This is a genomic window from Streptomyces sp. NPDC057694, assembly GCF_042799415.1.
Taxonomy (GTDB): domain Bacteria; phylum Actinomycetota; class Actinomycetes; order Streptomycetales; family Streptomycetaceae; genus Streptomyces.
The window spans coordinates 72,150-93,941 of record NZ_JBHVIX010000009.1; the positions used below are offsets into that span (position 1 = coordinate 72,150).

At 70.9% G+C, this 21,792-nt stretch carries 15 protein-coding genes; 3 read left to right on the plus strand and 12 right to left on the minus strand.

Features of this window, described 5'->3' with window-relative positions:
- Positions 1–10: 10 nt before the first annotated feature.
- The 10 genes from ACFVDP_RS21105 to ACFVDP_RS21150 all read right to left on the minus strand — a co-directional run bounded on the left by ACFVDP_RS21105 (position 11) and on the right by ACFVDP_RS21150 (position 16,558).
- Complete coding sequence (locus ACFVDP_RS21105) at positions 11–4,528, minus strand: DUF6531 domain-containing protein (RefSeq protein WP_383491607.1); 4,518 nt, start codon at positions 4,526–4,528, stop codon at positions 11–13.
- Between the two features lie 131 nt (positions 4,529–4,659).
- Positions 4,660–9,219 carry a DUF6531 domain-containing protein gene (locus tag ACFVDP_RS21110; protein ID WP_383491609.1) on the minus strand — a complete coding sequence of 1,520 codons (4,560 nt, stop codon included), beginning with the start codon at positions 9,217–9,219 and terminating at the stop codon, positions 4,660–4,662.
- Positions 9,220–9,244: 25 nt separating this feature from the next.
- Entirely contained in the window at positions 9,245–9,916 is a 672-nt protein-coding gene (locus tag ACFVDP_RS21115; RefSeq protein WP_383491611.1) for a hypothetical protein, read from the minus strand.
- A 32-nt stretch (positions 9,917–9,948) separates the two neighbouring features.
- Positions 9,949–10,263, minus strand: a complete 315-nt coding sequence (locus ACFVDP_RS21120; protein WP_383491613.1) for a hypothetical protein — start codon at positions 10,261–10,263, stop codon at positions 9,949–9,951.
- 76 nt (positions 10,264–10,339) lie between these two features.
- Positions 10,340–10,639, minus strand: coding sequence for a WXG100 family type VII secretion target (locus ACFVDP_RS21125; RefSeq protein WP_361548127.1), 300 nt, complete (start codon positions 10,637–10,639; stop codon positions 10,340–10,342).
- 120 nt (positions 10,640–10,759) lie between these two features.
- Positions 10,760–12,199, minus strand: coding sequence for an MFS transporter (locus ACFVDP_RS21130; RefSeq protein WP_383491614.1), 1,440 nt, complete (start codon positions 12,197–12,199; stop codon positions 10,760–10,762).
- A gap of 117 nt (positions 12,200–12,316) precedes the next feature.
- Complete coding sequence (locus ACFVDP_RS21135; protein ID WP_383491616.1) at positions 12,317–13,315, minus strand: dipeptidase; 999 nt, start codon at positions 13,313–13,315, stop codon at positions 12,317–12,319.
- The gene (locus tag ACFVDP_RS21140; RefSeq protein WP_383491618.1) at positions 13,312–13,968 is read right to left on the minus strand and encodes a hypothetical protein; all 657 of its coding nucleotides are present in this window, start codon (positions 13,966–13,968) and stop codon (positions 13,312–13,314) included. The genes ACFVDP_RS21135 and ACFVDP_RS21140 overlap by 4 nt, the downstream gene beginning before the upstream one ends.
- Entirely contained in the window at positions 13,965–15,668 is a 1,704-nt protein-coding gene (locus tag ACFVDP_RS21145; protein WP_383491620.1) for a hypothetical protein, read from the minus strand. Before ACFVDP_RS21145 ends, ACFVDP_RS21140 begins: the two co-directional genes overlap by 4 nt.
- Before the next feature lie 104 nt (positions 15,669–15,772).
- Positions 15,773–16,558 (minus strand): IclR family transcriptional regulator, encoded by a 786-nt coding sequence (locus ACFVDP_RS21150; RefSeq protein WP_383491622.1) that lies wholly within the window; start codon positions 16,556–16,558, stop codon positions 15,773–15,775.
- A gap of 101 nt (positions 16,559–16,659) precedes the next feature.
- Here ACFVDP_RS21150 and ACFVDP_RS21155 point away from each other — a divergent pair, with 101 nt between their 5' ends.
- Positions 16,660–17,256: a TetR/AcrR family transcriptional regulator gene (locus ACFVDP_RS21155; RefSeq protein ID WP_383491624.1), complete on the plus strand. Its 597-nt coding sequence runs from the start codon at positions 16,660–16,662 to the stop codon at positions 17,254–17,256.
- Between the two features lie 21 nt (positions 17,257–17,277).
- On the opposite strand, the gene ACFVDP_RS21160 is transcribed toward ACFVDP_RS21155, so the two are convergent.
- Entirely contained in the window at positions 17,278–18,078 is an 801-nt protein-coding gene (locus ACFVDP_RS21160; RefSeq protein ID WP_383491626.1) for an SDR family NAD(P)-dependent oxidoreductase, read from the minus strand.
- A gap of 130 nt (positions 18,079–18,208) precedes the next feature.
- Between ACFVDP_RS21160 and ACFVDP_RS21165 the strand changes: the two genes are divergently transcribed.
- Together ACFVDP_RS21165 and ACFVDP_RS21170 are read left to right on the plus strand one after the other, a co-directional pair.
- A complete protein-coding gene (locus ACFVDP_RS21165; protein ID WP_383491628.1) occupies positions 18,209–18,913 on the plus strand; it encodes a response regulator transcription factor in 705 nt (234 codons plus the stop codon).
- A complete protein-coding gene (locus ACFVDP_RS21170) occupies positions 18,910–20,298 on the plus strand; it encodes an ATP-binding protein (protein WP_383491630.1) in 1,389 nt (462 codons plus the stop codon). The genes ACFVDP_RS21165 and ACFVDP_RS21170 overlap by 4 nt, the downstream gene beginning before the upstream one ends.
- A gap of 7 nt (positions 20,299–20,305) precedes the next feature.
- On the opposite strand, the gene ACFVDP_RS21175 is transcribed toward ACFVDP_RS21170, so the two are convergent.
- Positions 20,306–21,787: a sulfatase-like hydrolase/transferase gene (locus ACFVDP_RS21175; protein WP_383491632.1), complete on the minus strand. Its 1,482-nt coding sequence runs from the start codon at positions 21,785–21,787 to the stop codon at positions 20,306–20,308.
- Positions 21,788–21,792 lie beyond the last annotated feature (5 nt).

Here is a 21,792-nt window from a genome sequence, read left to right on the forward strand (position 1 = left end):
CCTCAACTCGTTACTTCGCGCCGCGCGGCAGGAGGCTGTTGGTGAGGAGCTTGCCTGCGTCGTCACCGAAGAACACCACCTGGTTCCCGAACCACTTTCCCCAATCATTTTTCATGAATTCCTTCGGGTTGCCCAGCATCGGGCCCTCCACCACCTGGTAATCCACGTCCTTGCCGCCGGATCGGTAGTAGTAGACGAAGTTGTCGAGCTCCTCGCTCTCACCCTTGAACGTCTTCGTCTTCAGGGCATCGAACTCCGCCTTGGGAATGCGGAAGTGAAGCACCTCGGCGTTCTTGCCGTTCCTGCTCGCCCACTTCGTCGCCTGCCCGAGGTCCCGCGTGGTGTAGAAGCCGTTGCCGAAGTCCATGGGACGCGTACTGAAGCTGGTGTTGACGCCGTCCTTGCGGATGCTCGAGCCGGCCGTCTTGTTGGTCCCGTGGAACAGGTCCACGGTGCAGTCGGGCGCCAGGCCCAGGACGTCGGTCGCCGTCTGCGGCGTGTTGACGTAGGTGACGGGGTTCGGCGCCGGGTCGAGGCCCAGCGGGTCCGGTGACGCGTAGCGCCCCGTCTCGGGGTCGTAGTGGCGGAAGTAGTTGTAGTGGAGGCCGGTCTCGCGGTCCTCGTACTGACCGGGGAAGCGCAGCGGAGTGACGGCCGTGGCGTCCCGGTTGCGGGTGGTGGCGCCCCACAGGGTGGAGCGGGAGCGCCAGGCGATGCCGCCCTGCTCGTCGACGAGCTCGGTGGGCGCGCCCACCAGGTCGGTGACGATGGCGAAGAAGCGGGAGTCGTACTCCTCCTGCGTCCTCGGCCTGCGCTCCAGCTGGGTCAGCGGCCGATGGCCGTCGAGGTCCCAGGTGAGGGTGACGCCGGTGGTGCTGTCGGTCTGCTCGGCGAGACCGGTGCCGTCCCACGTGAAGCGGACGGTCTCGGCCACCGAGCCGTCCTCGGCCAGCCGGAACTTGGCGGTACGCCGCCCCATCGGATCGTACGTGTACTGCCAGCGGGTGCCGTCGGGGGTGGTGCAGGAGGTGAGGCGGTCCTCGGCGTCCCATGCGTAGCGCCAGGTGTCGGGCTTCTTCGACAGCCGCTGCTTCTGGCGCAGCACCATGCGGCCCGCGCCGTCGTACTCGTACCGCACGCCCCCCGCCGCCTGGAGGCGGGTGCCGGTGTAGGTGCGCTCGCCGCGCGCCTCGGCGCGGCCGGCCTTCTCCGGCCAGTCGGCCCGGGTCTGGTTGCCCGCCTGGTCGTACGCGTACGACTCGGTCCAGCCGTCGGCGGTGACCGTCAGCGGGCGGCCGACCGGGTCGAGTTCCATCCGCCGGCCGCTGCCGGTCGCCTCGTCGGTGACGGAGGAGAGGTGGTCGTCGGCGCGGTACCCGTACCTGCGGTCCCGCAGCGTCCTGCCGCCGCCCGCGAGACCGTGCGCCACCGGGCGGCCCGCCGTGTCCCACGTGGTGGACATCGTCACGGGCCGCTCGGCGCGGGCACCCAGCACGCGGGTCAGTTCACGGCCCACGGCGTCGTGGGTGAACTCCAGACGGCGGCCGTCCGTCGTCAGCGCGCTGCGCCGGCCCGCCGTGTCGTAGGCGAACTCGGTGAGCACGCCCGTCGGAGTGGTGCGTGAGACGCGTCGTCCCTGGTCGTCGTAGCCGTGGCGGACGGTACGGCCGTCGACCGTCTCCGCCAGGAGGCGGCCCACCGGGTCCCGCTCGAGGGCGAGAGCGGAGGTGGGGGAGACGGCGCCGGCGAGGTCGCCCGCCGCGTCGTAGGCGTACTCCGTGCGCACACCGGCCACGTCCTTGGCCGTCATGCGGCCGAGGACGTCGTACGTGAACGCGATCTCCTCGCCCAGCGGCGTCCTGCGGGCGGCCAGCCGGCCCGCCGCGTCGTGCGTGTACGCGATCTCGCGGTCGTCGAAGTCGGACTCCGCTATCAGGTTGCCCGCGCGGTCGAAGGTGTAGTCCCAGGTGAGCCCCTGCGGGTTGGTGACCCGGGTGAGGCGGAGCTCGGGGTCGTAGGCGAAGGCGTGGCGGACGCCGTCCGGCGTGGTCCGCGCGGCCATCAGGTCGAAGTGGGTGTACTCGAAGCGGGTTGTGTTGCCCGCGGGGTCGGTCCTGGTCAGGCAGTTGCCCTCCCCGTCCCACGTCATCCGCTCACTGCGGCCGTCGGGGCCGGTGCGTCGCGCGAGCAGCCCCTCGACCGTCCACACCGAGGTGCTGCGCGCGCCCAGCGGGTCGGTGACGGTCGTGGGACGGCCGAACGCGTCCCGTTCCACCGTGGCCGTGCGGCCGGTCGCGTCGGTGACGGAGACCGGCAGGCCCGCGCCGTCGACCTCGTAGGTCGCCGTCGCCCCCGACAGGTCCGTGCTGGTGGCGACGGCCCCGGTGGGGTGGTGGGTGAACCGGTTCGTGACGCCTTCCGGGCCGATGACGGCGGTCAGGTTGCCCCGCTCGTCGAACTCCTGGCGCCAGGTCACCCCGTCGTGGCCCGTCGACTCGACGGGGAGGTGCAGCGCGTTGTAGGCCGCGGCCGACCGGGCGCCGTCCGCACGCTCGACGACGGTGAGGTCACCCCTCGCGTCGTACTCGAAGCGGGTGGTGTGGCCGAGGGCGTCGGTGCGGGACAGGAGGTTGTCCCAGCGGTCCCACTCGGAGCGGACGGTGTGGCCCAGCGGGTCCGTCTCGGCGACGACCTGGTACAGGTCGTTGAGCTGGATGACCGTCGTGGCGCCGCAGGCGTCGGTGTAGTGGGTCCGCATCTCGACGGGGTCGTAGGACCACTGCGAGGAGAGGTGGCCGTCGGGGCCGATGGTCTCGGTGACGCGGTCGGCGTCGTCGTAGACGTAGCGGTACGTGGAGTGGTTCCGGTCCGTCCAGGAGGTGACGCGGGACTTCTCGTCGTAGCCGAAGACCAGTGCCTTGCCCGAGGAGTTCACCACGTGGGTGAGGTTGCCGTCGGCGTCGTGCTCGTAGGACACGACCTCGACGGGGCCCTCGGGTGTGGCGAGGGAGAGGCCGGTGATCAGGCCGACGACGCAGTGGACGTCGACGCGGTAGCCGCCGGAGTGGATCAGCGCCGTCGGGGTGCCGTCCGGGAGGCGGGAGACGGTGACCTCGTTGCCGTTGCGGTCGTTCCAACGGGCCAGCCAGTGCAGGCCGTTCTCGTCGTCCTGGTGGTCGGCGAAGGTCTGGACGAGCCCGGAGCGGGGGTCGGTGACGCGGTAGGTGACCCGGCCCGTGGTGGCGTCGGTGCCCGCGCAGGTCAGCGGCAGGCGTGGGCCCTCCTCGGGCCACACCGGCTCGTCGGACCCGGCGCCCGGAAGGCTCGGATAGGTCAGGATCGACCCGTCCTCGCGGGCCCACGACACCCGTCCCCGGCCGTCGGTCTCCAGGCGCTCGTCGAGGATCGAGGCCCAGGAGGGGCCGAAGAACTGTCCGTAGCGGTAGGTCGACTGATACGTCCGCGAGAGCACCAGCGGCAGCACACCGGGCAGTTCCAGATCGCTCTGCGTCAGCAGCATCTCGCCGCTGGCCACGTCGACCGGGTCGGTCTTGCAGGTACGGGTGTTCAGGCCCCGGCTGCTGATCCGGACGTTGGGCGGCTTGATCGCGCCGGGCTTGACGCCCTTGAGGGCAGCCCCGATTCCCTTGACGCCCTTGAGGAGTGCGCCGCCGCCCGCGACGAGACCGACGATGCCGAGGACGATTTCGGCGATGTCCCAGTCGCCGGTCTCGGCCATGATCGACATGTTGATGCCGAGTGATGCGGCGCCGGTGAGGATGGCGCCGATGGTGAGGGCGAGGCCGAGGCCCTGGAGGCCGGGGATGAGGAGGGCGATGACGCCGAGGACGGCGCTGATGATGCCGAGGATCTTGCTGAAGGCTTTTTTGATCTTGTCCCAGAGGCTGTAGCCCGCGACGGATTCGTCGCGGGCGTCGTCGAGTTTCTGGGCGGCGGTGGCGGCGTCTTCCTCGCGGACCTGGCGGGCGTCCTCGGCGAGCATGCGGGCGGCGTCGAGGTCGGCCTGGGCGTCGTCGGCGTGGGACTGGGCGGAGGACTGCTTGGAGTGGGCCTCGTCCAGGGCGCGCTGGTTGCTGGCGCGGGCCTCTTTGTCGTCCTTGTCGGGTTTGGCGTCGCCGAGTTTGGTGATGTCGGCGCCGACGGCCTTGACGATGTCGCTGGCGGAGTCGAGTCGTTCCTTGGCCTCGCGGCCCTTTTCGAGGGCGTTGTCGGCGTTGCGCTGCTGGTCGCGCAGGGAGTTGACATACGTGTCCAGCGCGCCGGCGGCCTGGTCGTAGGAGCTGTGCAGCTTGCGGACCTGGTTGGCCAAGTCACCGAGCTTGTCGCGGAGTTTGTCCATGGTCTTGCCCTCGCCGACCTGGTTGTCCTCCAGACCGGAGACCAGGGGCAGGGCATCGCCCGCGTTGTCCGCCACGGAGCGGTACTGGCGGGCCAGATCCCCGAGCATGTCCGCATCGCCGGGGGTCGGGTCGTCCGAGAACCCGAAAACGTCTTCCCAATCGGACACCGCAGGCCGAACCATGGCCGTAACCTCAATTTTTTCGGAGTTTTCCGGCCGCCTGCGCGCCGGTCATGAATGGAGCCGAGAGTCCCGTGGCGGGCGTCTTCGTGCAGTACGAAGACGCCGTCCTCCGCGAGCTATTTCTTGGGCTTGTTGGGGAAGATCACCTTGTTCAGGAGCTGCCCCGTCTTGTGATGGGTGAACTGGAAGCCCTTGCTTCCCGTGGCGTTCAGTTGCAGATGTGTCGGGATGGGGTTCCGCCCCTTGTAAATGGGCGTCACCTTGTATTCGATCTTTTCGCCCTTGTCGACAGCCTTGCGAATCGCGTTCTCGTAGTGCCGGTGGACCGGCGAGTTCGCGTAGCGGTGCAGGGTGACGAAGTTCAGCGGGCTCTTGTTCGTGCCGCCGAGCTGGGCGCCGAGCAGATGGCCGCGGTCCATCGCGACCTTCTGTCCCCCGGTCCAACCCGGCGGCTCGGACGTGGGCTTGGGCTTGGTCCTGCCACCCATCATGCTTTTGTCGAGCTTGGCGACCATTCCGCGCGGGCGCTTCATGAAGTCGAGCGACTTGTAGATGACCTTGTTGTTCCAGGTGATGTTCTTCTCGTCGCAGGGGGCCAGTCCCAGCGGGTCACTGAAAGCCTGCGGATTGTCGACGTACGCCACCGGGTTGGGGGCGGGATCGAGTCCCAGGGGATCCGGTGTCGTGTACCGGCCGCTCTCCGGGTCGTAATGCCGGAAGTAGTTGTAGTGGAGGCCGGTCTCGCGGTCCTCGTACTGACCCGGGAAGCGGAAGGGCGTCACCGCCGTGGCATCGCGGCTGTGTGCGGTGGCGCCCCACATGGTGGTGCGGGAGCGCCAGGCGATGTCGCCCTGCTCGTCGACGAGTTCGGTGGGGGTGCCGATCAGGTCGGTGACGATGGCGAAGAAGCGGGAGTCGTACTCGCCCTGGCCCCTCGGCCTCCGCTCGAGCTGGGTGAGCGGCCGATGGCCCTCGTGGTCCCAGGTGAGGGTGATGCCGGTGGTGCTGTCGGTCTGCTCGGCGAGGTTGGAATCGTCCCAGGTGAACAGGGTGCTCTCGGCGACGGTCTCGCCGTCCTCGGCCAGGCGGTGCTTGGCGGTGCGCCGCCCCATCGGGTCGTACGTGTACTGCCAGCGGGTGCCGTCGGGTGTGGTGCAGGAGGTGAGGCGGTCCTCGGCGTCCCATGCGTAGCGCCAGGTGTCGGGCTTCTTCGACAGGCGCTGCTTCTGGCGCAGCACCATGCGGCCCGCGCCGTCGTACTCGTACCGCACGCTTCCCGCCGCCTGGAGGCGGGTGCCGGTGTAGGTGCGCTCGCCGCGCGCCTCCGCGCGGGGCGCCTTCGCGGGCCAGTCGGCCCGGGTCTGGTTGCCGGCCCGGTCGTAGGCGTAGGACTCGGTCCAGCCGTCGGCGGTGACCGTCAACGGGCGGCCGACCGCGTCGAGTCGGATGTCCCGGCGCTTGCCCGTCGCACGGTCCGCGACGCCGGTCAGGTGGTTGTCGGCCCGGTAGGTGTAGGACCGGTCGCGCAGGGTGCCCCCCGGTGCGACGAGAGAGTGGGAGACGGAACGGCCTGCCAGGTCCCAAGCGGTCGTCGCGCTCACGCGGGAGGCCGGCGTGCCCCACACGCGGGACAGTTCCTGCCCGAGGACGTCATGGGTGAAGTCCAGCCGGTGGCCGTCGGAGGTGAGGGCGTCGCGGTTCCCGCTCCCGTCGTAGCTCAGCTCGCTGACGGCGCCGGTCGGGGTGGTGCGGGAGGTGCGCCGGCCGAGCAGGTCGTACGTGAAGCGGCTGGCGCGGCCGTCGACGGTCTCGGCCACGATCTGTCCGAGAACGTCCCGTTCGATCTCCATGGTCGAGGACGGCGAGGCCGCCCTGACGAGCGCTCCGGCGGAGTCGTACGCGAACGACGTGACCGCCCCGGCCACGTTCTTCTCCACCAGCTCACCGACGGAGTTGTACCGGAAGGTGATCTCCTCGCCCAGCGGTGTGGTGTGGGAGACGACCCGGCCCGACGCGTCCAGCACATAGGCGACCTCGCGGCCGTCGAAGTCGGACTCCGCCGTCAGGTTGCCCGCGCGGTCGTAGGTGTAGTCCCAGGTCAGCCCCTGCGGGTTGACGACGCGGGTGCGGCGGAGCTCGGTGTCGTAGGCGAAGGTGTAGCGGACACCGTCGGGCATGGTCTGGGCCGACGGCTGGTCGAAGTGGGTGTACTCGAAGAGGGTGGTGCCGCCCGCGGCGTCAGCGTGGCTGAGGCAGTTGCCCTCACCGTCCCAGGTCAGCCGCTCGCTGCGGCCGTCGGGTGCGGTGCGCTCCGACAGCAGGCCCTCGACGGTCCATGCCGCGCGGGTGATCGCGCCCGCCGGATCGGTGACGACGGTGGGCCGGCCGAACGCGTCGCGCTCGATCGTCGCCCGCTGGCCGGCCGGGTTGCCGATGGCCACGGGCAGGCCCGCGCCGTCGACCTCGTAGGAGGCCTGCGCACCGACCGGGTCCGTGGTCGTGGCGACCGCGCCGTTGGCGTGATGGGTGAACCGGTTGGTGGCGCCGTTCGGTGCGGTGACGGCGGTCAGGTTGCCCCGCTCGTCGAACTCCTGGTGCCAGGCCGTCTCGTCGTGGTCCGTCATCGTGACGGGGAGGTTCAGCGCGTTGTACGTCGACGTGGACCGGCTGCCGTCCGGGAGCTCGATGACGGTGGGGTTGTGGGTCCGGTCGTACTCGAAGCGGGTGGTGTGGCCCAACGCGTCGGTGTAGGCCAGCAGGTTGTCCCAGCGGTCCCACTCGGACGAGGTGGTGTTCCCCAGGGGGTCCGTCTCACCGATGACCTGGTAGAGGTCGTTGAGCTGGTAGACGGTGGTGGCGCCGCAGGCGTCGGTGTAATGGGTGCGGTGCTCGACCGTGTCGTAGGACCACCGGGAGGACAGGTATCCGTCAGGGCCGACGGTCTCGGTGATGCGGTTCTCGTCGTCGTAGACGTACCGGTAGACGGAGTCGTTGCGGTCCGTCCAGGAAGTGATGCGGGACTTCTCGTCGTAGCCGAAGACCAGCGCTCTGCCCGAGGAGTTCACCACGTGGGTGAGGTTGCCGTCGGCGTCGTGTTCGTAGGACACGACCTCGACGGGGCCCTCGGGTGTGGCGAGGGAGAGGCCGGTGATCAGGCCGACGACGCAGTGGACGTCGACGCGGTAGCCGCCGGAGTGCAGCAGGCCGGTCGGGGTGCCGTCATCCAGACGCTCGACGCCGACCTCGTTGCCGTTGCGGTCGTGCCAACCGCTCAGCCAGTACAGGCCGTTCTCGTCGTCGGGGTGATCCGCGAAGGTCCGTACGAGACCGGTCTGCGGGTCCGTGACGCGGTAGGTCGCCCGGCCCGTGGCCTCGTCGGTCTCCCCACGGGTCAGCGGCAGGCGCGGGCCCTCCTCGGGCCGCACCCCTTCGTGCTCGCCCTCGCCCGCGCCGGATTCGGCGCCGGGAAGCCCCGCATAGAACAGGATCGATCCGTCCTCACGGGTCCACGACACCCGGCCCCGCTCGTTGATCTCCAGACGTTCGTCGAGGGTGGAGGCCCAGGAGGGGCCGAAGAACTGTCCGTAGCGGTAGGACGACAGATACGTGCGGGAGACCGCGAGCGGCAGGACGCCCGGCAGTTCCAGGTCGGTCTGCGTCAGCAGCATCTCGCCGCTGGCCACGTCGACCGGGTCCGTCTTGCAGGTGCGCTTGTCGACGTCGCGGCCGGCGAAACGGCCGCCCGGCGACTTGACCGCGTTGGGCTTGACGCCCTTGAGGGCGGCCCCGATTCCCTTGACGCCCTTGAGGAGTGCGCCGCCGCCCGCGGCCAGGCCGACGATGCCGAGGACGATTTCGGCGATGTCCCAGTCGCCGGTCTCGGCCATGATCGACATGTTGATGCCCAGTGATGCGGCGCCGGTGAGGATGGCGCCGATGGTGAGGGCGAGGCCGAGGCCCTGGAGGCCGGGGATGAGCAGGGCGATGACGCCGAGGACGGCGCTGATGATGCCGAGGATTTTGCTGAAGGCTTTTTTGATCTTGTCCCAGAGGCTGTAGCCGGCGACGGATTCGTCGCGGGCGTCGTCGAGTTTCTGGGCGGCGGTGGCGGCGTCTTCCTCGCGGACCTGGCGGGCGTCCTCGGCGAGCATGCGGGCGGCGTCGAGGTCGGCCTGGGCGTCGTCGGCGTGGGACTGGGCGGAGGACTGCTTGGAGTGGGCCTCGTCGAGGGCGCGCTGGTTGCTGGCGCGGGCTTCCTTGTCGTCCTTGTCGGGTTTGGCGTCGCCGAGTTTGGTGATGTCGGCGCCGACGGCCTTGACGATGTCGCTGGCGGAGTCGAGTCGTTCCTTGGCCTCGCGGCCCTTTTCGAGGGCGTTGTCGGCGTTGCGCTGCTGGTCGCGCAGGGAATTGACGTACGTGTCGAGCGCGCCGGCGGCCTGGTCGTAACTGCTGTGCAGCTTGCGGACCTGGTTGGCCAAGTCGCCGAGTTTGTCGCGGAGTTTGTCCATGGTCTTGCCCTCGCCGACCTGGTTGTCCTCCAGACCGGAGACCAGGGGCAGGGCATCGCCCGCGTTGTCCGCCACGGAGCGGTACTGGCGGGCCAGATCCCCGAGCATCTCCGCGTCACCCGGGGCCGGGTCGTCCGAGAACCCGAAGACGTCTTCCCAATCGGACACCGCAGGGCGAGCCATGGACGTAACCTCACTTATCCTTTTCGGCTTCGGCCCCGCCGTCGAAGCGGAGCGACTCCGCGATCGCGTCGAAGACCTCGTAGAACTGCTCCGCCAGATCCACGTTGGGAGTGGAGCTGGAGAGCACCAGGTAGTCGTGGGTGTTCGGCACCGGGACGAAGGTGTGCCGCACCGCGGTGGGCACCCGCGTCCCCTGGTAGTCCACTTCCTCGATCCTGGTGATCCGCCCGGCCGCTCCGGCGTGCGGCAGCTCCACCAGCTCCACCTCGCCGGTCGGCAGTCCGGTGCCCTCCGCCTCGGTGCCGATCTGTACGGCGGCGGCCATGACGACGTCCGCCAGATCCTCCGCGTCGTCCTCGTGGACGGAGATCCGGAGCACCACCGTCGTGGCACTCAGCACCAGGGGGCCGCTGCCCGCGCGCAGGATCCTGAGCATCCCCGCGGCCCGCAGCGCGCCCTGCGCGTACGCCTCGCGGGCTGTGCGCCGGGAACTGCGGATCAGCCCGTCCAGCTGCTCGCGGGTCAGCTGCGGGGCCTGCTCCACCTGCGCCTCGATACGGCGGCGGATCGACGCGTCCCGGGTGCTCGGGTCGAGGTCGAGATGCCACCACGAATCGGGGAACCTCAGGCTGTATTCCGCGGGCGCGGCCGCCTCTGGCTGCTCCGTGGCCGGTACCGTCATGGCGCTGTTCCCTTCGGCGTGACGTGCTTGGGTCACGCGTCCTGCTTGTCGTCGTCCAGCGAGCTGGCGCTGTCCTCGTCGGTCGTCGTGAAGTTCTCGGCGATCGTGTCCGTGTTGTCGGCGAACTTCTTCACGTTGTCGTGAACCCGCTCGTGACCCGCCACCCACGCCTTGTCGAACGCGTCGAGGGCGTCCGCGAGCTTGCTGTCGCCTGCCAGGCTCTTGAAGTCCCCCGACTCGCCGGCGGCGTGGTAGAGCGTCGCCGAACTCCCGATCAGGTCCCCGATGTTCTGGAGCTCCTTGACGGTGTCCTTCAGATCCTGAACAGGCACGCTGATCCTGCCCATCGGTGTCTCCTCTCCTGTCCCAGCCGCCCGGCCCCGCCCTCGAGGAGAGGGCGGGGCCGGGCGATGCGGGGGAGCCTCAGCCGATGGAGCCGGCGGTCTGGTCGTCGGTGTCGACGAACGCGTCGGCGACCTGCTTGATGAACTCGCTGACGCCCTGGAGACCCTCGATGGCCTTCTCCGTGCCGTTCTTGTACTCCTCCCAGAACGGGCGGAACTTGGACTCCGAGCCGGGCGTCGCGTAGGCCGCCTCGACCATCTCGTCCATCTTGGTGTTGGCCTCGTGCAGGCTCTGCTGCATCAGTTCCTTCTGGTTCTGCAGCCAGGTCGAGGCCTCCCGCATCTCGTCCGGGCTGATCTGGATGTTGCCGCCGGCCATCTCGGTTCCTTCTCTCGTCTCGATTCGCCCGCGGTAACTGATCCGCGCACACCGGGCTCTACGGTGCGCCCGCCGAGGTGGTTCACGCCTGTTGCGGAACGGTGACGAAATACACGGCAGCTACAAAGTCAGCTCCTCCAGCGAGCGCCCCTTGGTGGCGGTGGACAGCGTGAGCGTGATCACACAACCCGCCGCGAGGACGGCGCAGATGAGCGTGAAGACGCCGCTGAAGTGCAAGGACGCGTACATCGTGCCGATCAGCATCGGCGCGACGATGCCGCCGACCCGGCTGAACGCGTCCGAGGTGGCCGCCGCCATCGACCGCAGCTCGGTCGGGTACACCTCGGGCAGATACGTGTACAGCGGCGCGTACAGGCCGTTGAGGAAGAACCCCAGCAGCAGGCTCAGGACGAGGACCCACAGATCGGTCGTCGCCCGGGACAGCAGGAGGGCGCAGAGGGTCGACGCCGCGAGACACGTCACGATCGACCACTTGCGGTCGGTCCGGTCGGCGAGCCGGGCCGCCGGGTAGTAGCCGAGCACCTGCGCCACCTCGACCAGCAGCGCGTAGGTGAAGCTGTCGGTGATGCTCATGCCGCGGTCGAGCAGCATGCTCGGCAGGAACGTCAGGAAGCCGTAGTAGGCGAAGCTGGCGACGAAGAACATGCTCCACACCACGACGGTCTGCCGCAGGAACGGGCCGCGCCACAGCCCGGCGAACTGCGCGGCGGCTCCCAGGTCCGCCTGCGGCGGGACCGAGGAGGGGGCCGCGGGTTCCGGCAGCGGTGCGCCGGTGCGCAGCCGTACGGCGTGCTCCAGCCCGGCGACGACGGACTCGGCTTCGTCGTCGCGGCCCTTGAGCAGCAGATAGCGGGGCGACTCCGGGAGGTTGCGCCGCCACCACAGGGCGAGCGCCACGGGCAGCCCGACGAGGACGAGACCCCACCGCCACCCGTGGTCGACCCGGGCGACGACGAACGTGCCCACCAGCGCGGCCAGCACGTACCCGAGCCCGAAGAAGCCGGCGAGTGAACCGACGTACGTGGCACGGGACTTGAGCGGTGCGAACTCGGCCAGGTACGGAATGACGATGTTGACGTTGACGCCGACCCCCACACCCGCGAGGAAGCGCAGGGCCAGCAGGATCCCGTAGTCGGGGGAGGCCGCGGACAGCAGGGTGCAGCCGCTGTACAGGACCAGGGACCACAGCAGCAGCGGCTTGCGGCCCAGCCGGTTGCCCAGCAGCGCCAGGGAGAGATCGCCGACGAACGCGCCGGCCAGCGTGGCGCTGGCGATCATGCCCTGCTCGGTGCCGGTGAGCGCGAACGCCGTGGTGATCAGCGGCAGCAGGAACGACATGATGCCGAGATCGAGGCCGTCGAGCGTGGTGCTCAGGCCGCCCTGGGTGAGGATCCGGCCCTGCACCCACGTCATGGGGAGCCGGTCGATGCGTGCGGTGAGACGGGCGACGCGCTCGGTGCGGTCGGCGGTCCGGTCCGCGAGGCCGGTGCCCGCCGGTGCCGGTTTGCTCGCCTTGTCCTCGGTCTGTTCAGATGTCATGACCCGTCGGCTTTCGGTTGGAGGGCGGCCCGGTCCGTTGCCGTGGAGCGAGGGCCGCCCCTGATGGGCGGGTTACCGGTCGGGCGGCGCGCTGATACGGGCCGCCCGACCCGGTGGTCAGCTCCCGGCGTCCGCCGTGAGGACGTCGGCGTACAGGCGCAGCCAGTTGCCGCCGACGACGGCGTGCGCCTCGTCGGAGCTGAAGCCGGCCGCGCGGAGCCCGTCGGTGACGAGGGCCAGCCCGGAGGCGTCGGTGAGCCATTCGTGGGTGTCGTTCGCCGCGGCTGAGGGGGAGTTGAGGTCGGCGCCGCGCTGTTCGCCGCGGGTCCAGCGGCCCTTGCGCATCCAGGAGAACTCGGCAGGACCGGCCTTCGGGCTCAGATCCGTTCCGATCGCCACGTGCCGTACGCCGACGAGGTCGACGGTGCGTGCCACCATCGTGCACCAGTCGGCCAGACTGCCCGCGTAGTGCCCGCAGATGGAGCGGTACGTGGCCAGCCCGACGACACCGTCCCGCGCGGCCAGCGCCTTGAGCGTGGCGTCGTCGGCGTTGCGCGGATGGTCGTACAGCGAGCGGGGGTTGGCGTGGGTGAGCGCCACCGGGCGCGCGGAGTGCTCGATCGCCTCGCGCCGGGTGCGGTCGCCGGAGTGGGACAGGTCGACGAGCATGCCGACCGTGTTCATCTCCCGCACCACCTCGTGCCCGAAGCGGGTGAGCCCGGGATCGGTCGTCTCGTAGCAGGAGCCGCCGAACTCGTTGGTGTTGTTGTACGTCAGCTGCATCACCCGCAGCCCCATGGCGTGGAAGTGCCGCACGAATCCGAGCCGCCCCTGCAACGGGCTCGCGTTCTGCGCGCCCAGCAGGATCCCGGTACGCCCCTCGGCCCGTGCCCGGTCGATGTCGGCGGCCGTCCTGACGGGTACGACCAGGTCGGCGTTGGCGGCCATCAGGTCCTGCCAGGCGGCCAGGGCGTCCATGGTCTCCACCGCGTCCTCCCAGAAGGCGACGGTGGCCGTGGCGCAGGCGACGCCGCCCGCGCGGAGCTGGAGGAACACCTCACGGTCGTAGGGGCCGCACTGGAGTCCGTCGACGACGGGCGCGGCGGTGCCGGTCACGCGGCGGGCTCCACGGGCTCGTCCTCGCCGGCCTCGGCGAGGATCTGCCCGTCGGGGCCGAACACGGAGTCGCCCGCGTGGGTGCGGGAGAGCGGGCTGTCCGGGGTCAGGGCCGTCTCCGCCTCCGCGACGAGGCGCCTCCACAGCGCGGCGTCGACCGGCACCCCGTCGGTGAGCGCGCGCAGCTCGGCGGCGTCGGGACCGGAGCGCGGGCCGCCGGGCGCTCGGCGTGCGGTGACGGAGTCGGCGGTGAACGACAGCTCCACGCCGTGCCGTTCGGCCAGCGGGAGCAGGGACCGCACCGCCCAGTCGTGGCCCGGAGCGGCGAGGGTGACCGGCCCGTCGGCGAGGGCCCGGGCGACCGCCAGGTCGAGCAGATCGGGGGCGGTCGCGAGCGGCGGCTGCGCCGCGGGGTCGGGGAACTGGCCTCCACCGTCCAGCAGTTGAGGCCGCAAGTGGCGCGAGCGCAGCGCGGGCAGGGCGTCGAGCAGCCGGGCCACACCGTCCAGACCGTGCGTCTCGGCGCCGACCACGACCTCGCGGGTCGCGGCGACGGATCCGAACGGGATCGCCGTGGTCAGCAGCGCGCGGCCGGTCATCAGACGCAGCTCGCGCACCGACACACGCGGTGTCGGCGGATTCAGGTGGTTCACGCGTTCTCCTCGGTGGACGCGGCGGCCGGGCGGGCCGGCAGCGTCCAGTCGTCGTGGTGGGGAAGGCCGAGATCGTGGCGGGTCGGCGCGCCGTGGAAGAGCAGCCCGAGGACGTTGCGGCCGGCGGAGTCGGCGGTCTTGTCGAGGCCGTGCACCGCGGAGTTGAGGAACCGCACGATGTGCGCGGGCACGAACGCGTCGTCGGCGATGTTCATGTGCGGGCTGTGCAGCGCGCTGTCCGCGAGGGCCTGCACCCGCGCCACCGTGTCCCGGTGCTCCGGATGCCGTACGCAGAACGCGCCGGTGCTCCCGCCCGGATCGGCGGCGCGCAGCTCCCCGTACAGCGCCTGGACCGACCGCGGCACGTTGAGCTGCCAGTCGAGGCCCTCGGCGACCTCGGTGCGCGGCCCGCGCCGGGGTTCCTCGGCGGCGCGCGACTTGTACCAGACGTACCGCAGGGCGTCCGGCGCGCCCAGATCGATGTCGAGCGCCCACCGGTAGGCGTCGTCGAGGTGGGCCAGCAGCTCGGCGACGGTCTGGGCGGGGCGGGCGGTGAGTGTCTCGTCCACCCGCTGGCGGTCCACGAGCGGGTCGGTGAGGTCGGGCACGCTGTCGATGAGCACCCCCGCGAGCACCTCGACGGTCCGCTCGTCCGACTCCGCGTTCCACGCGGCCCACAGGCGCGGCAGCGCGTCCTCGTCGTGCGGCCGCTCCAGCGCGTCGAGCAGGGCGAGCGCCTGCCGCAGGGACCGCGCGAGCGGGTGCGGCGGGGCGAACATGTCGTAGACCGTCGGGTCCTGCTCGTGGAAGCGCGCCGTGCGTGCGACGGCGGCCCGTACGGCGGTCAGGTGCGGGGCGCCGCGGCGCGCGTCGAGCGCCTGGGCGAGGGCCTGTTCGCGCAGGGTCAGCCAGCGGTCGACGAGGCGGGGGTGGTTGTTGGCGAAGAAGACCAGGCCGAGCGCGGAGGCGTTGCCGAGGCCCAGGCAGCGCCGCAGCTCCGGGTCGAGCCGCTGGGCCCGCTCGTCGCGCTGGCGGGCCAGGTGCTCGGCCAGGTCCGCGGCGAACTCCCGCATCAGGTACGCGGCGAGCATCTGGGCGTGCAGCGGGGCGGCCAGTGGATGGCCCTCGGGCAGCGCGGCGAAGGAGCGGGTGCCGAAGGTGCCGTTGCCGTCGAGGCCCGTGTTGCGCATCAGATAGCCGACGTCCCACAGCCGTGCCGCGTCCGGCTGCCGCCCGGCCGCGAGGCTGTCCACGACATGCTCGAACAGGCGCAGGCTGCGGTTCGAGCGGCACCAGATCAGGGTGTCGGCGGTGGCCCGTCCCTCGTACAGCTTGGGCAGTTCCCGCTCGGTGTGCGCGAGATCGGCCTCGTCGGCGACGCCGTCGAACAGTGCGCCGGTCATGTCCCAGTCGGTGCCGACGATGCGGCTGGTGCGGCCCTCCAGGCGGGGCCGGAAGGAGAAGGCGACGAAGTCGAACGGGCCGTCCGGTGTCCTTACCCGGTACCTGGCCCGCCCTCTGGCCTGGTCGTCGACGGCGAATTCGAGCGGTTCGACCGTCCAGTGCCGTGCCGTCATGCGGTTGACCAGGGCCCGGCTCGCGCTGAGCCGGGTGGGCGGCAGCTGGGCGAGGCGCTCCGGGCGCAGGAGGTCCGCGGGAGTGCGCCCGACAGGTGTGGCGACGGAAGAGGGCATGTTCATGCGCAGTCCTGGTGATGGTGGGTGAGCTGCCCGGCGGGCGGCGCGGTGGACGCGGCGGGCCGGGAGTGAAAGGGGAGCGGCGCGGGCCTGTCGCCCGGGGCCGGTCAGCCGTGCAGGCCGAAGGCGCCGCTGCTGTCGAGTCGGAGCAGCGCCTCGATCTCGCGCGCGGCCGGGCGGAGCACGGCGAGCGCCTCGGCCGTCGTGACGCGGTCGCGGGGGCCGTGCACACTGAGCGCCGCGACGACCTCGTCGTCCTGCCGGCGCAGGGGGACGGCGAGTGCCGTGATGCCGTCCTCGTCGTCGTCGGTCGAGGTGGCCCAGCGGGTGCCGGTGATCACGGCGAGCGCGTCGGCGTCCGGCAGGGCCGTGCCGCGCTCGCGCAGGGGGCGGACGACGTCCGGTGGGCACAGCGCCGCGAGGAGCCGGCCGGAGGCGCTGGTGGTCAGGCTCAGCCGGTCTCCCAGGAGCAGCGTGGCGTGCAGGGACCGGCCGGGCTCCGCACGCTGGACGACGCGGGCCGTGTCGGTGTCGAGGACCGCGATGCTGACGACCTCGCCCGCCTGCCGGGCGGCCCGCTCAAGCAGCGGAGCGGTGCGTTCGCCGATGCCGGCCTGGCGCAGTGCCGCGTGCCCCAGGTGGGCGGGGCGCAGGGTCAACCGGTAGGCGCCGTCGGGGAGTTGCTCCATCCAGCCCGCCGCCTCCAGGGTGACCAGCTGGCGGTGCGTCTCGGCCCGTGACGTCCCCATCGCCCGCGCCAGGGCCGACACGCGCACGGGCTCCGGCGCGTCGGCGAGCACGTCGAGCAGAGCCAGGATCTTGAGAACAGTGGTCAGGGGAGGGGTGCTCGGACCGGGCGGCTTCGGCGTCCCCGCGTCTGTCACAGTATTCATGACACCGTCTTTCTCTGAGAGACGCCGGGACCTTAGACAGCGATCAGGGGACGCGCAAGGGGGCCCGGGGACAATTCCGGGCCCCACGTATGCTCCTGGGCATGAACGCTGTCCGACCTGCCCGCAAGCGCGACGGAGCCGCGACCCGCGAGGCGATCCTCGCGGCGGCGGTGGTGGAGTTCACCGAGCACGGTTACGCGCGGGCCGGGGTCCGGCAGATCGCCGAGCGGGCGGGCGTGACCGCCATGATGATCAACCGCTACTTCGGTTCGAAGGAAGGCCTGTTCGCGCAGGCGGTGGACCGGGCCTTCGGGCCGCCGACGGTCATCGGCGACGAGCGCCGGGGCCTGTCGCGGGCGATCGCGCACACACTCGCCGAGCGCACCGCGCCCGGCGCCGGCGATCTCGATCCGTTCCTGCTGCTGCTGCGCTCGGTGCAGGATCCCGAGGCGGTGGACGCCCTGCGACGTGGCATCGAGACGCACGTCGGGTCCCGGCTGGCCGGGCTGCTGGAGGGGCCCGAGCCGGAGGTGCGGGCCCAGCTCGGCCTCGCGCTGGTCGCCGGGACCTGGCTGCTGCGCACGGTCGTCGGTACGTCGGCCCTGGCGGAGGCCGACACCGACGTCCTGACGGACCTTCTGACGGGCATGCTGGACCAGGTCACCGGAGAAGCCGGAGAAACCGGAGAAACCGAATAACCGGTCGCCCGGCCGTGCGGCTCAGAAGGCGGAGCGGATGAGCCCGCCGTCGACGCGCAGGGTGGCGCCGCTGACGTAAGCGGCGTACTCGCTGCACAGGTACGCCACCGCCGCCGCGATCTCGTCGGGCTCGCCGAAGCGCTCCTGGTCGTTGGGGATCAGGGCGTTCACGGCGTTGGGCCGGATCTCCTCCCAGGTGTCGCCCCAGCCGCGGGCGGGGCCGATCCCGGTGACGAGTTCCTTGGTGGCCTCGACCAGGATCGCCCCGGGCGAGACCACGTTCGAGGTGACACCGGTGCCCTTCAGGTCGCGGGCCAGCGACACGGCGAGGTTGTGCCGGGCCGCCAGGGTGGCGTTGTACTGCGGGTGCGTGTTCATCGGCTGGGAGGCGAGGCCGCCGCCGATCGTGATCACGCGGCCCCAGCCGCGCTCCCGCATCGCCGGGACCAGGTGCTGGATCATCCGCACACCCGAGACCACGTTGACGTTGTAGGTCTCACGCCACTCGTCGGGCGTCGCCTCCGCCCACGACAGGTGCCGGTAGAAGCCGGCGTTGTTGACGAGGATGTCGACGGGCCCGTCCTCGGTGGCCGCCCGCGCGACCTCGGCGGCCGCCGCGTCGTCGGCCAGATCCCCCAGCACGGTACTGGCGCTCCCGCCGGCCTCGCGGATCTCCCGCGCGACCTTCTCCGTACGTTCCTTGTCGCGCCCGTGGACCACGACGGCGGCCCCTTCGGCCGCCAGCAGCTTCACGGTGGCCTCGCCGAGTCCGAGATTCGACCCGGTGACGAGCGCGCGCTTTCCGGTCAGATTCAGGTCCATGTCCTGTGTGCCTCTCTGGGGTTTCCCGCGCCGTGGCGATCGGGGGGAAAGTGTTTCCCTGGAGACAAGTATACGACTGTAGACTTAGGGTCCTGTGCGGCAGCGGCGACGGCGGTGCCAGGATGCCCCGATGAGCGCATCAGAGGTCCCGCCCGGCACCCGGCTCCTCGTCGTCGACGACGAGCCCGCCATCCTCGACGTCCTGGCCACCTCGCTGGAGTTCCTCGGGTACGAGGTGGACCGGGCGGCGACCGGGCTCACCGCCCTCGCGGCGGTCCGCGAGCAGGCACCGCACCTCGTGCTGCTGGATGTGATGCTGCCCGACATCGACGGGTTCGAGGTCGTACGGCGGCTGCGGCAGGCGGGCTCGCCGACCCCGGTGATCTTCCTGACCGCGCGCGAGAGCGGACGCGACGTCGTGGACGGCCTCGACCTGGGCGCCGACGACTACATCACCAAGCCGTTCAGGCTCGCCGAGGTCGCCGCCCGGGTCCGCGCCGTCCTGCGCCGCGGCGAGAGCGGCGCCGAGGCCCGCCTGCTCGTCTGCGGGGACGTGGAGATGAACACCGAGACGTACGAGGTGCGCAGGGCCGGGACGCCGGTGGAACTCTCGCCCACCGAGTACAAGCTCCTGCGGCACCTGCTGATCAACCGTGATCGCGTCCTGACCCACGAGCAACTCCTCGAACACGTCTGGGACTTCGGCGAGGGCGACCACGGAGTGCTGAAGACCTACATCTCGTACCTGCGCCGCAAGCTCGACGTGCTCGGCCCCGGCCTGATCGAGACGCGCCGAGGAGTCGGCTACATCCTGCGCGACCGGGGCACGGCGTGAGTCCGGTCCGGCCCCGGTCGCTGCGCGGACGGCTCCTCCTCGCGCTGCTCGGCCTGGTCGCCGTGGCCCTGATCGCGCTGGACGCCGTCGTGTACACGGCCCTGAGCCACGATCTGATGCACCGTACCGATGTCACTCTGCGTGCGGTGCGCCAGCGGGTCACGCAGCAACTGCGGCAGGCGGAGCCGGACGGAAAACTCGGTAACGACGTCCGGCTGCTCGGCGCCTCGGAGTTCTATCTCCAACTGCGCAGGACCGACGGCACCGTGCGGGACCTGGTGCCCCAGCTGCGGGATCCGGAGGACGCCGCGCCGCGTGTGCCGGACCCGCTGTCCGAGGTCCGCGGCGCCGGCCTGTCGACGGTGGGCCCGGCGGCGGCCGGCGGCCCCGACTACCGGCTGCTGGTGCAGCGGGTTCCGGGGCGCGGTACCCTGATCGCGGCCACCCCCCTGGACCAGGTCCAGGGCACGCTGCGCCAGGTCCTGATCGTCGAGGCGGCGGCGACCGGCGGCGTCCTGGTGCTGCTCGCGGCGGCGGGCCTGTGGGTGCTGCGCCGCGGCCTGCGCCCCCTGGAGGCGATGGCGCGGGACGCCGACGCCATCGCCTCCGGCGACCGTGCCGGACAGGTCGCGCCCGCCGCCGACGACACCGAGGTCGGCCGGCTCGGTCTGGCGCTGAACACGATGCTGGCCGTCGAACGCACCACCCAGGACCGGCTGCGCAGCTTCGTCGCGGACGCCTCGCACGAACTGCGCACCCCGGTCACCGCGGTGCTCGGCTACGCGGATCTGTACGAACAGGGGGCCGTCGTCACCGCCGCCCAGCGGGCGCGCGTGATGCACGGCATCACCACCGAGGCGCTGCGCATGAAACGGCTCGTGGACGATCTGCTGCTGCTCGCCCGGCTCGACGGCGCGCCGGCCCGTGGGCGGTCCGCCGTGGACCTGTCCGAGATCGTGCGCGACGCGGTCGCGGCCGCCCGCGTCGTGGACCCGCGCGGCTCGGTGTCCCTGCGCACCGACGACGGCACCACGGTGCACGGCGACGCCGAGCAACTGCGGCGCGTCGTCGACAACCTCCTGGCCAACGTACGCAACCACACACCGCCCGGCACGCCCGCGCGGGTCTCCGTGACCACCGGCGGCCCGGCCGTCGCCCGGGTGACCCTCACCGTCGCCGACGACGGCCCGGGCATCCCGGAGGAGACGCTGCCCCGCGTCTTCGACCGCTTCTACCGCGGCGACCCGGCGCACAGCGGCGACGGCAGCGGCCTGGGCCTGGCCATCGTCGCCGCGGTGGCCCACGCGCACGGCGGCACCGTGGACATCGGCGGGGCGCCGGGGGAGGGGACGAGGGTCACCGTCGGTCTCCCGGCGCAGTCATGACACTCCGTCAGCCAGCCGCGGCGCCGCACTCCTTCGATCCCGCGCAGTCCCGCATCTTCTCCAGCGTCGACGTGAGCCGCGCCTTCGTCTCCGAGGACAGCCGCGCGTAGACGTTGTGCAGCATGTCCGGATCCTTGGCGCGGTCGTAGTACTCGTGGGCCCCGTTCCGGTACGCGACGTAGGTGTACCGATCGGTGCGCAGCGCCTCGTAGGACGGTGGATTGCCGCTGCCCTTGCGGGGTTTGTCGGGATCCTTCGGCGAGTTGTCGGGGCCGTGGTGCTCCACCAGCGCGGTCTTCGGCCAGTCCTCGGGGGTCTCGCCCTCGAACAGGGGCACCAGGCTGCGTCCGTCGGCGCGCGGGTCGGGCTCGCCGCCGCCCAGCTCCGTGAAGGTGGGGCAGATGTCGATGTTGGACGCGACGGCGTCGGTGGTCGCCCCGCGCGCGACGCCCGGACCGGTGACGATCAGCGGCACGTTCACGTCCGTGTCGAAGGCGGTCTGCTTTCCCGGCATCAGACGGTACTGGCCCATGTGGAAGCCGTTGTCGGAGGCGAAGGCGAAGACGGTGTCGTCGTAGACGCCCTCCTTCTTCAGCTTTTCCTGGAGGTCACCGATCATGCGGTCGACGGCCTGCACCGCGCGCACGCGCTTGCGATAGGTCTTGGTGATCTTCTTGATCTGCCGGGGCGTGAAGGACTTCTTGTCCTTGAGCCACTGCGGGGCGTCCGTAGGCGTCCTGTCGAAGGCGGGCGGCCTCGGTAGCTTCAGGTCCGTGAACCTGTCCTCGTCCTCGGGCGCCGGGGTGGCCGGGCCGTGCGGCGCGAACGTGGAGATGTCGAGGACGAACGGCTTCTTGTCCTGGACGGATTTCTCGATGAATTCCTGGCCCTTTCCGCTCACGACATCGGTCAGATAGTCCTCGGGATCGTGCTGGTAGCCGACCGTCCTGCCGTTCTGGTTGAGGGTGTAGTCGTATTCCTTGTAGCCGTTCCCGGCCACGTCCCACTCGTTCCAGCCCGGCGGTACGTAGTTCTTCTCGCCGTCCACGGTCATGTCCGGCTCGTATCCGTTGAGGTACTTGCCCATCATCGCCGTGCGATAGCCCTGCTTCTGCAGGGCGGTGGCGAACGTCTTGGACTCGTTGCCCTTCTCGTGGAAGGTCTGGAAACCGCCGTCGGGCGGTGTGTTGGTGAACACCCCAGTGTTGTGCGGGAACTTGCCCGTGAAGAGGGACGAACGCGACGGGCAGCACAGGGAGTCCGTGACCGTGTAATCGGTGAAGGACAGCCCGTCCTTCCGCATCTCCTTCACATGCGGCATGTAGTTCACCAGGTCCGACGAGAGGTCGTCGGTCAGCACCCACACGATGTTGGGGTGCCGGGGCGGAGAGCTGCTGCTCGGCGCACTGTCGCACGCGACCAGGCCGGCCGCGAGCGCGGCCGTGCCCAGCCACAGCGGAACATTTCTGCGGACGTCTGCAAAGGGCAACGGTT

What these genes read in the sequence shown, in the direction of transcription:
- ACFVDP_RS21115 (WP_383491611.1), bottom strand. Translation starts at nt 9,916, where the DNA reads ATGACGGTACCGGCCACGGAGCAGCCAGAGGCGGCCGCGCCCGCGGAA.
- ACFVDP_RS21120 (WP_383491613.1), bottom strand. Translation starts at nt 10,263, where the DNA reads ATGGGCAGGATCAGCGTGCCTGTTCAGGATCTGAAGGACACCGTCAAG.
- ACFVDP_RS21125 (WP_361548127.1), bottom strand. Translation starts at nt 10,639, where the DNA reads ATGGCCGGCGGCAACATCCAGATCAGCCCGGACGAGATGCGGGAGGCC.
- ACFVDP_RS21130 (WP_383491614.1), bottom strand. Translation starts at nt 12,199, where the DNA reads ATGACATCTGAACAGACCGAGGACAAGGCGAGCAAACCGGCACCGGCG.
- ACFVDP_RS21145 (WP_383491620.1), bottom strand. Translation starts at nt 15,668, where the DNA reads ATGAACATGCCCTCTTCCGTCGCCACACCTGTCGGGCGCACTCCCGCG.
- ACFVDP_RS21150 (WP_383491622.1), bottom strand. Translation starts at nt 16,558, where the DNA reads ATGAATACTGTGACAGACGCGGGGACGCCGAAGCCGCCCGGTCCGAGC.
- ACFVDP_RS21155 (WP_383491624.1), top strand. Translation starts at nt 16,660, where the DNA reads ATGAACGCTGTCCGACCTGCCCGCAAGCGCGACGGAGCCGCGACCCGC.
- ACFVDP_RS21160 (WP_383491626.1), bottom strand. Translation starts at nt 18,078, where the DNA reads ATGGACCTGAATCTGACCGGAAAGCGCGCGCTCGTCACCGGGTCGAAT.
- ACFVDP_RS21165 (WP_383491628.1), top strand. Translation starts at nt 18,209, where the DNA reads ATGAGCGCATCAGAGGTCCCGCCCGGCACCCGGCTCCTCGTCGTCGAC.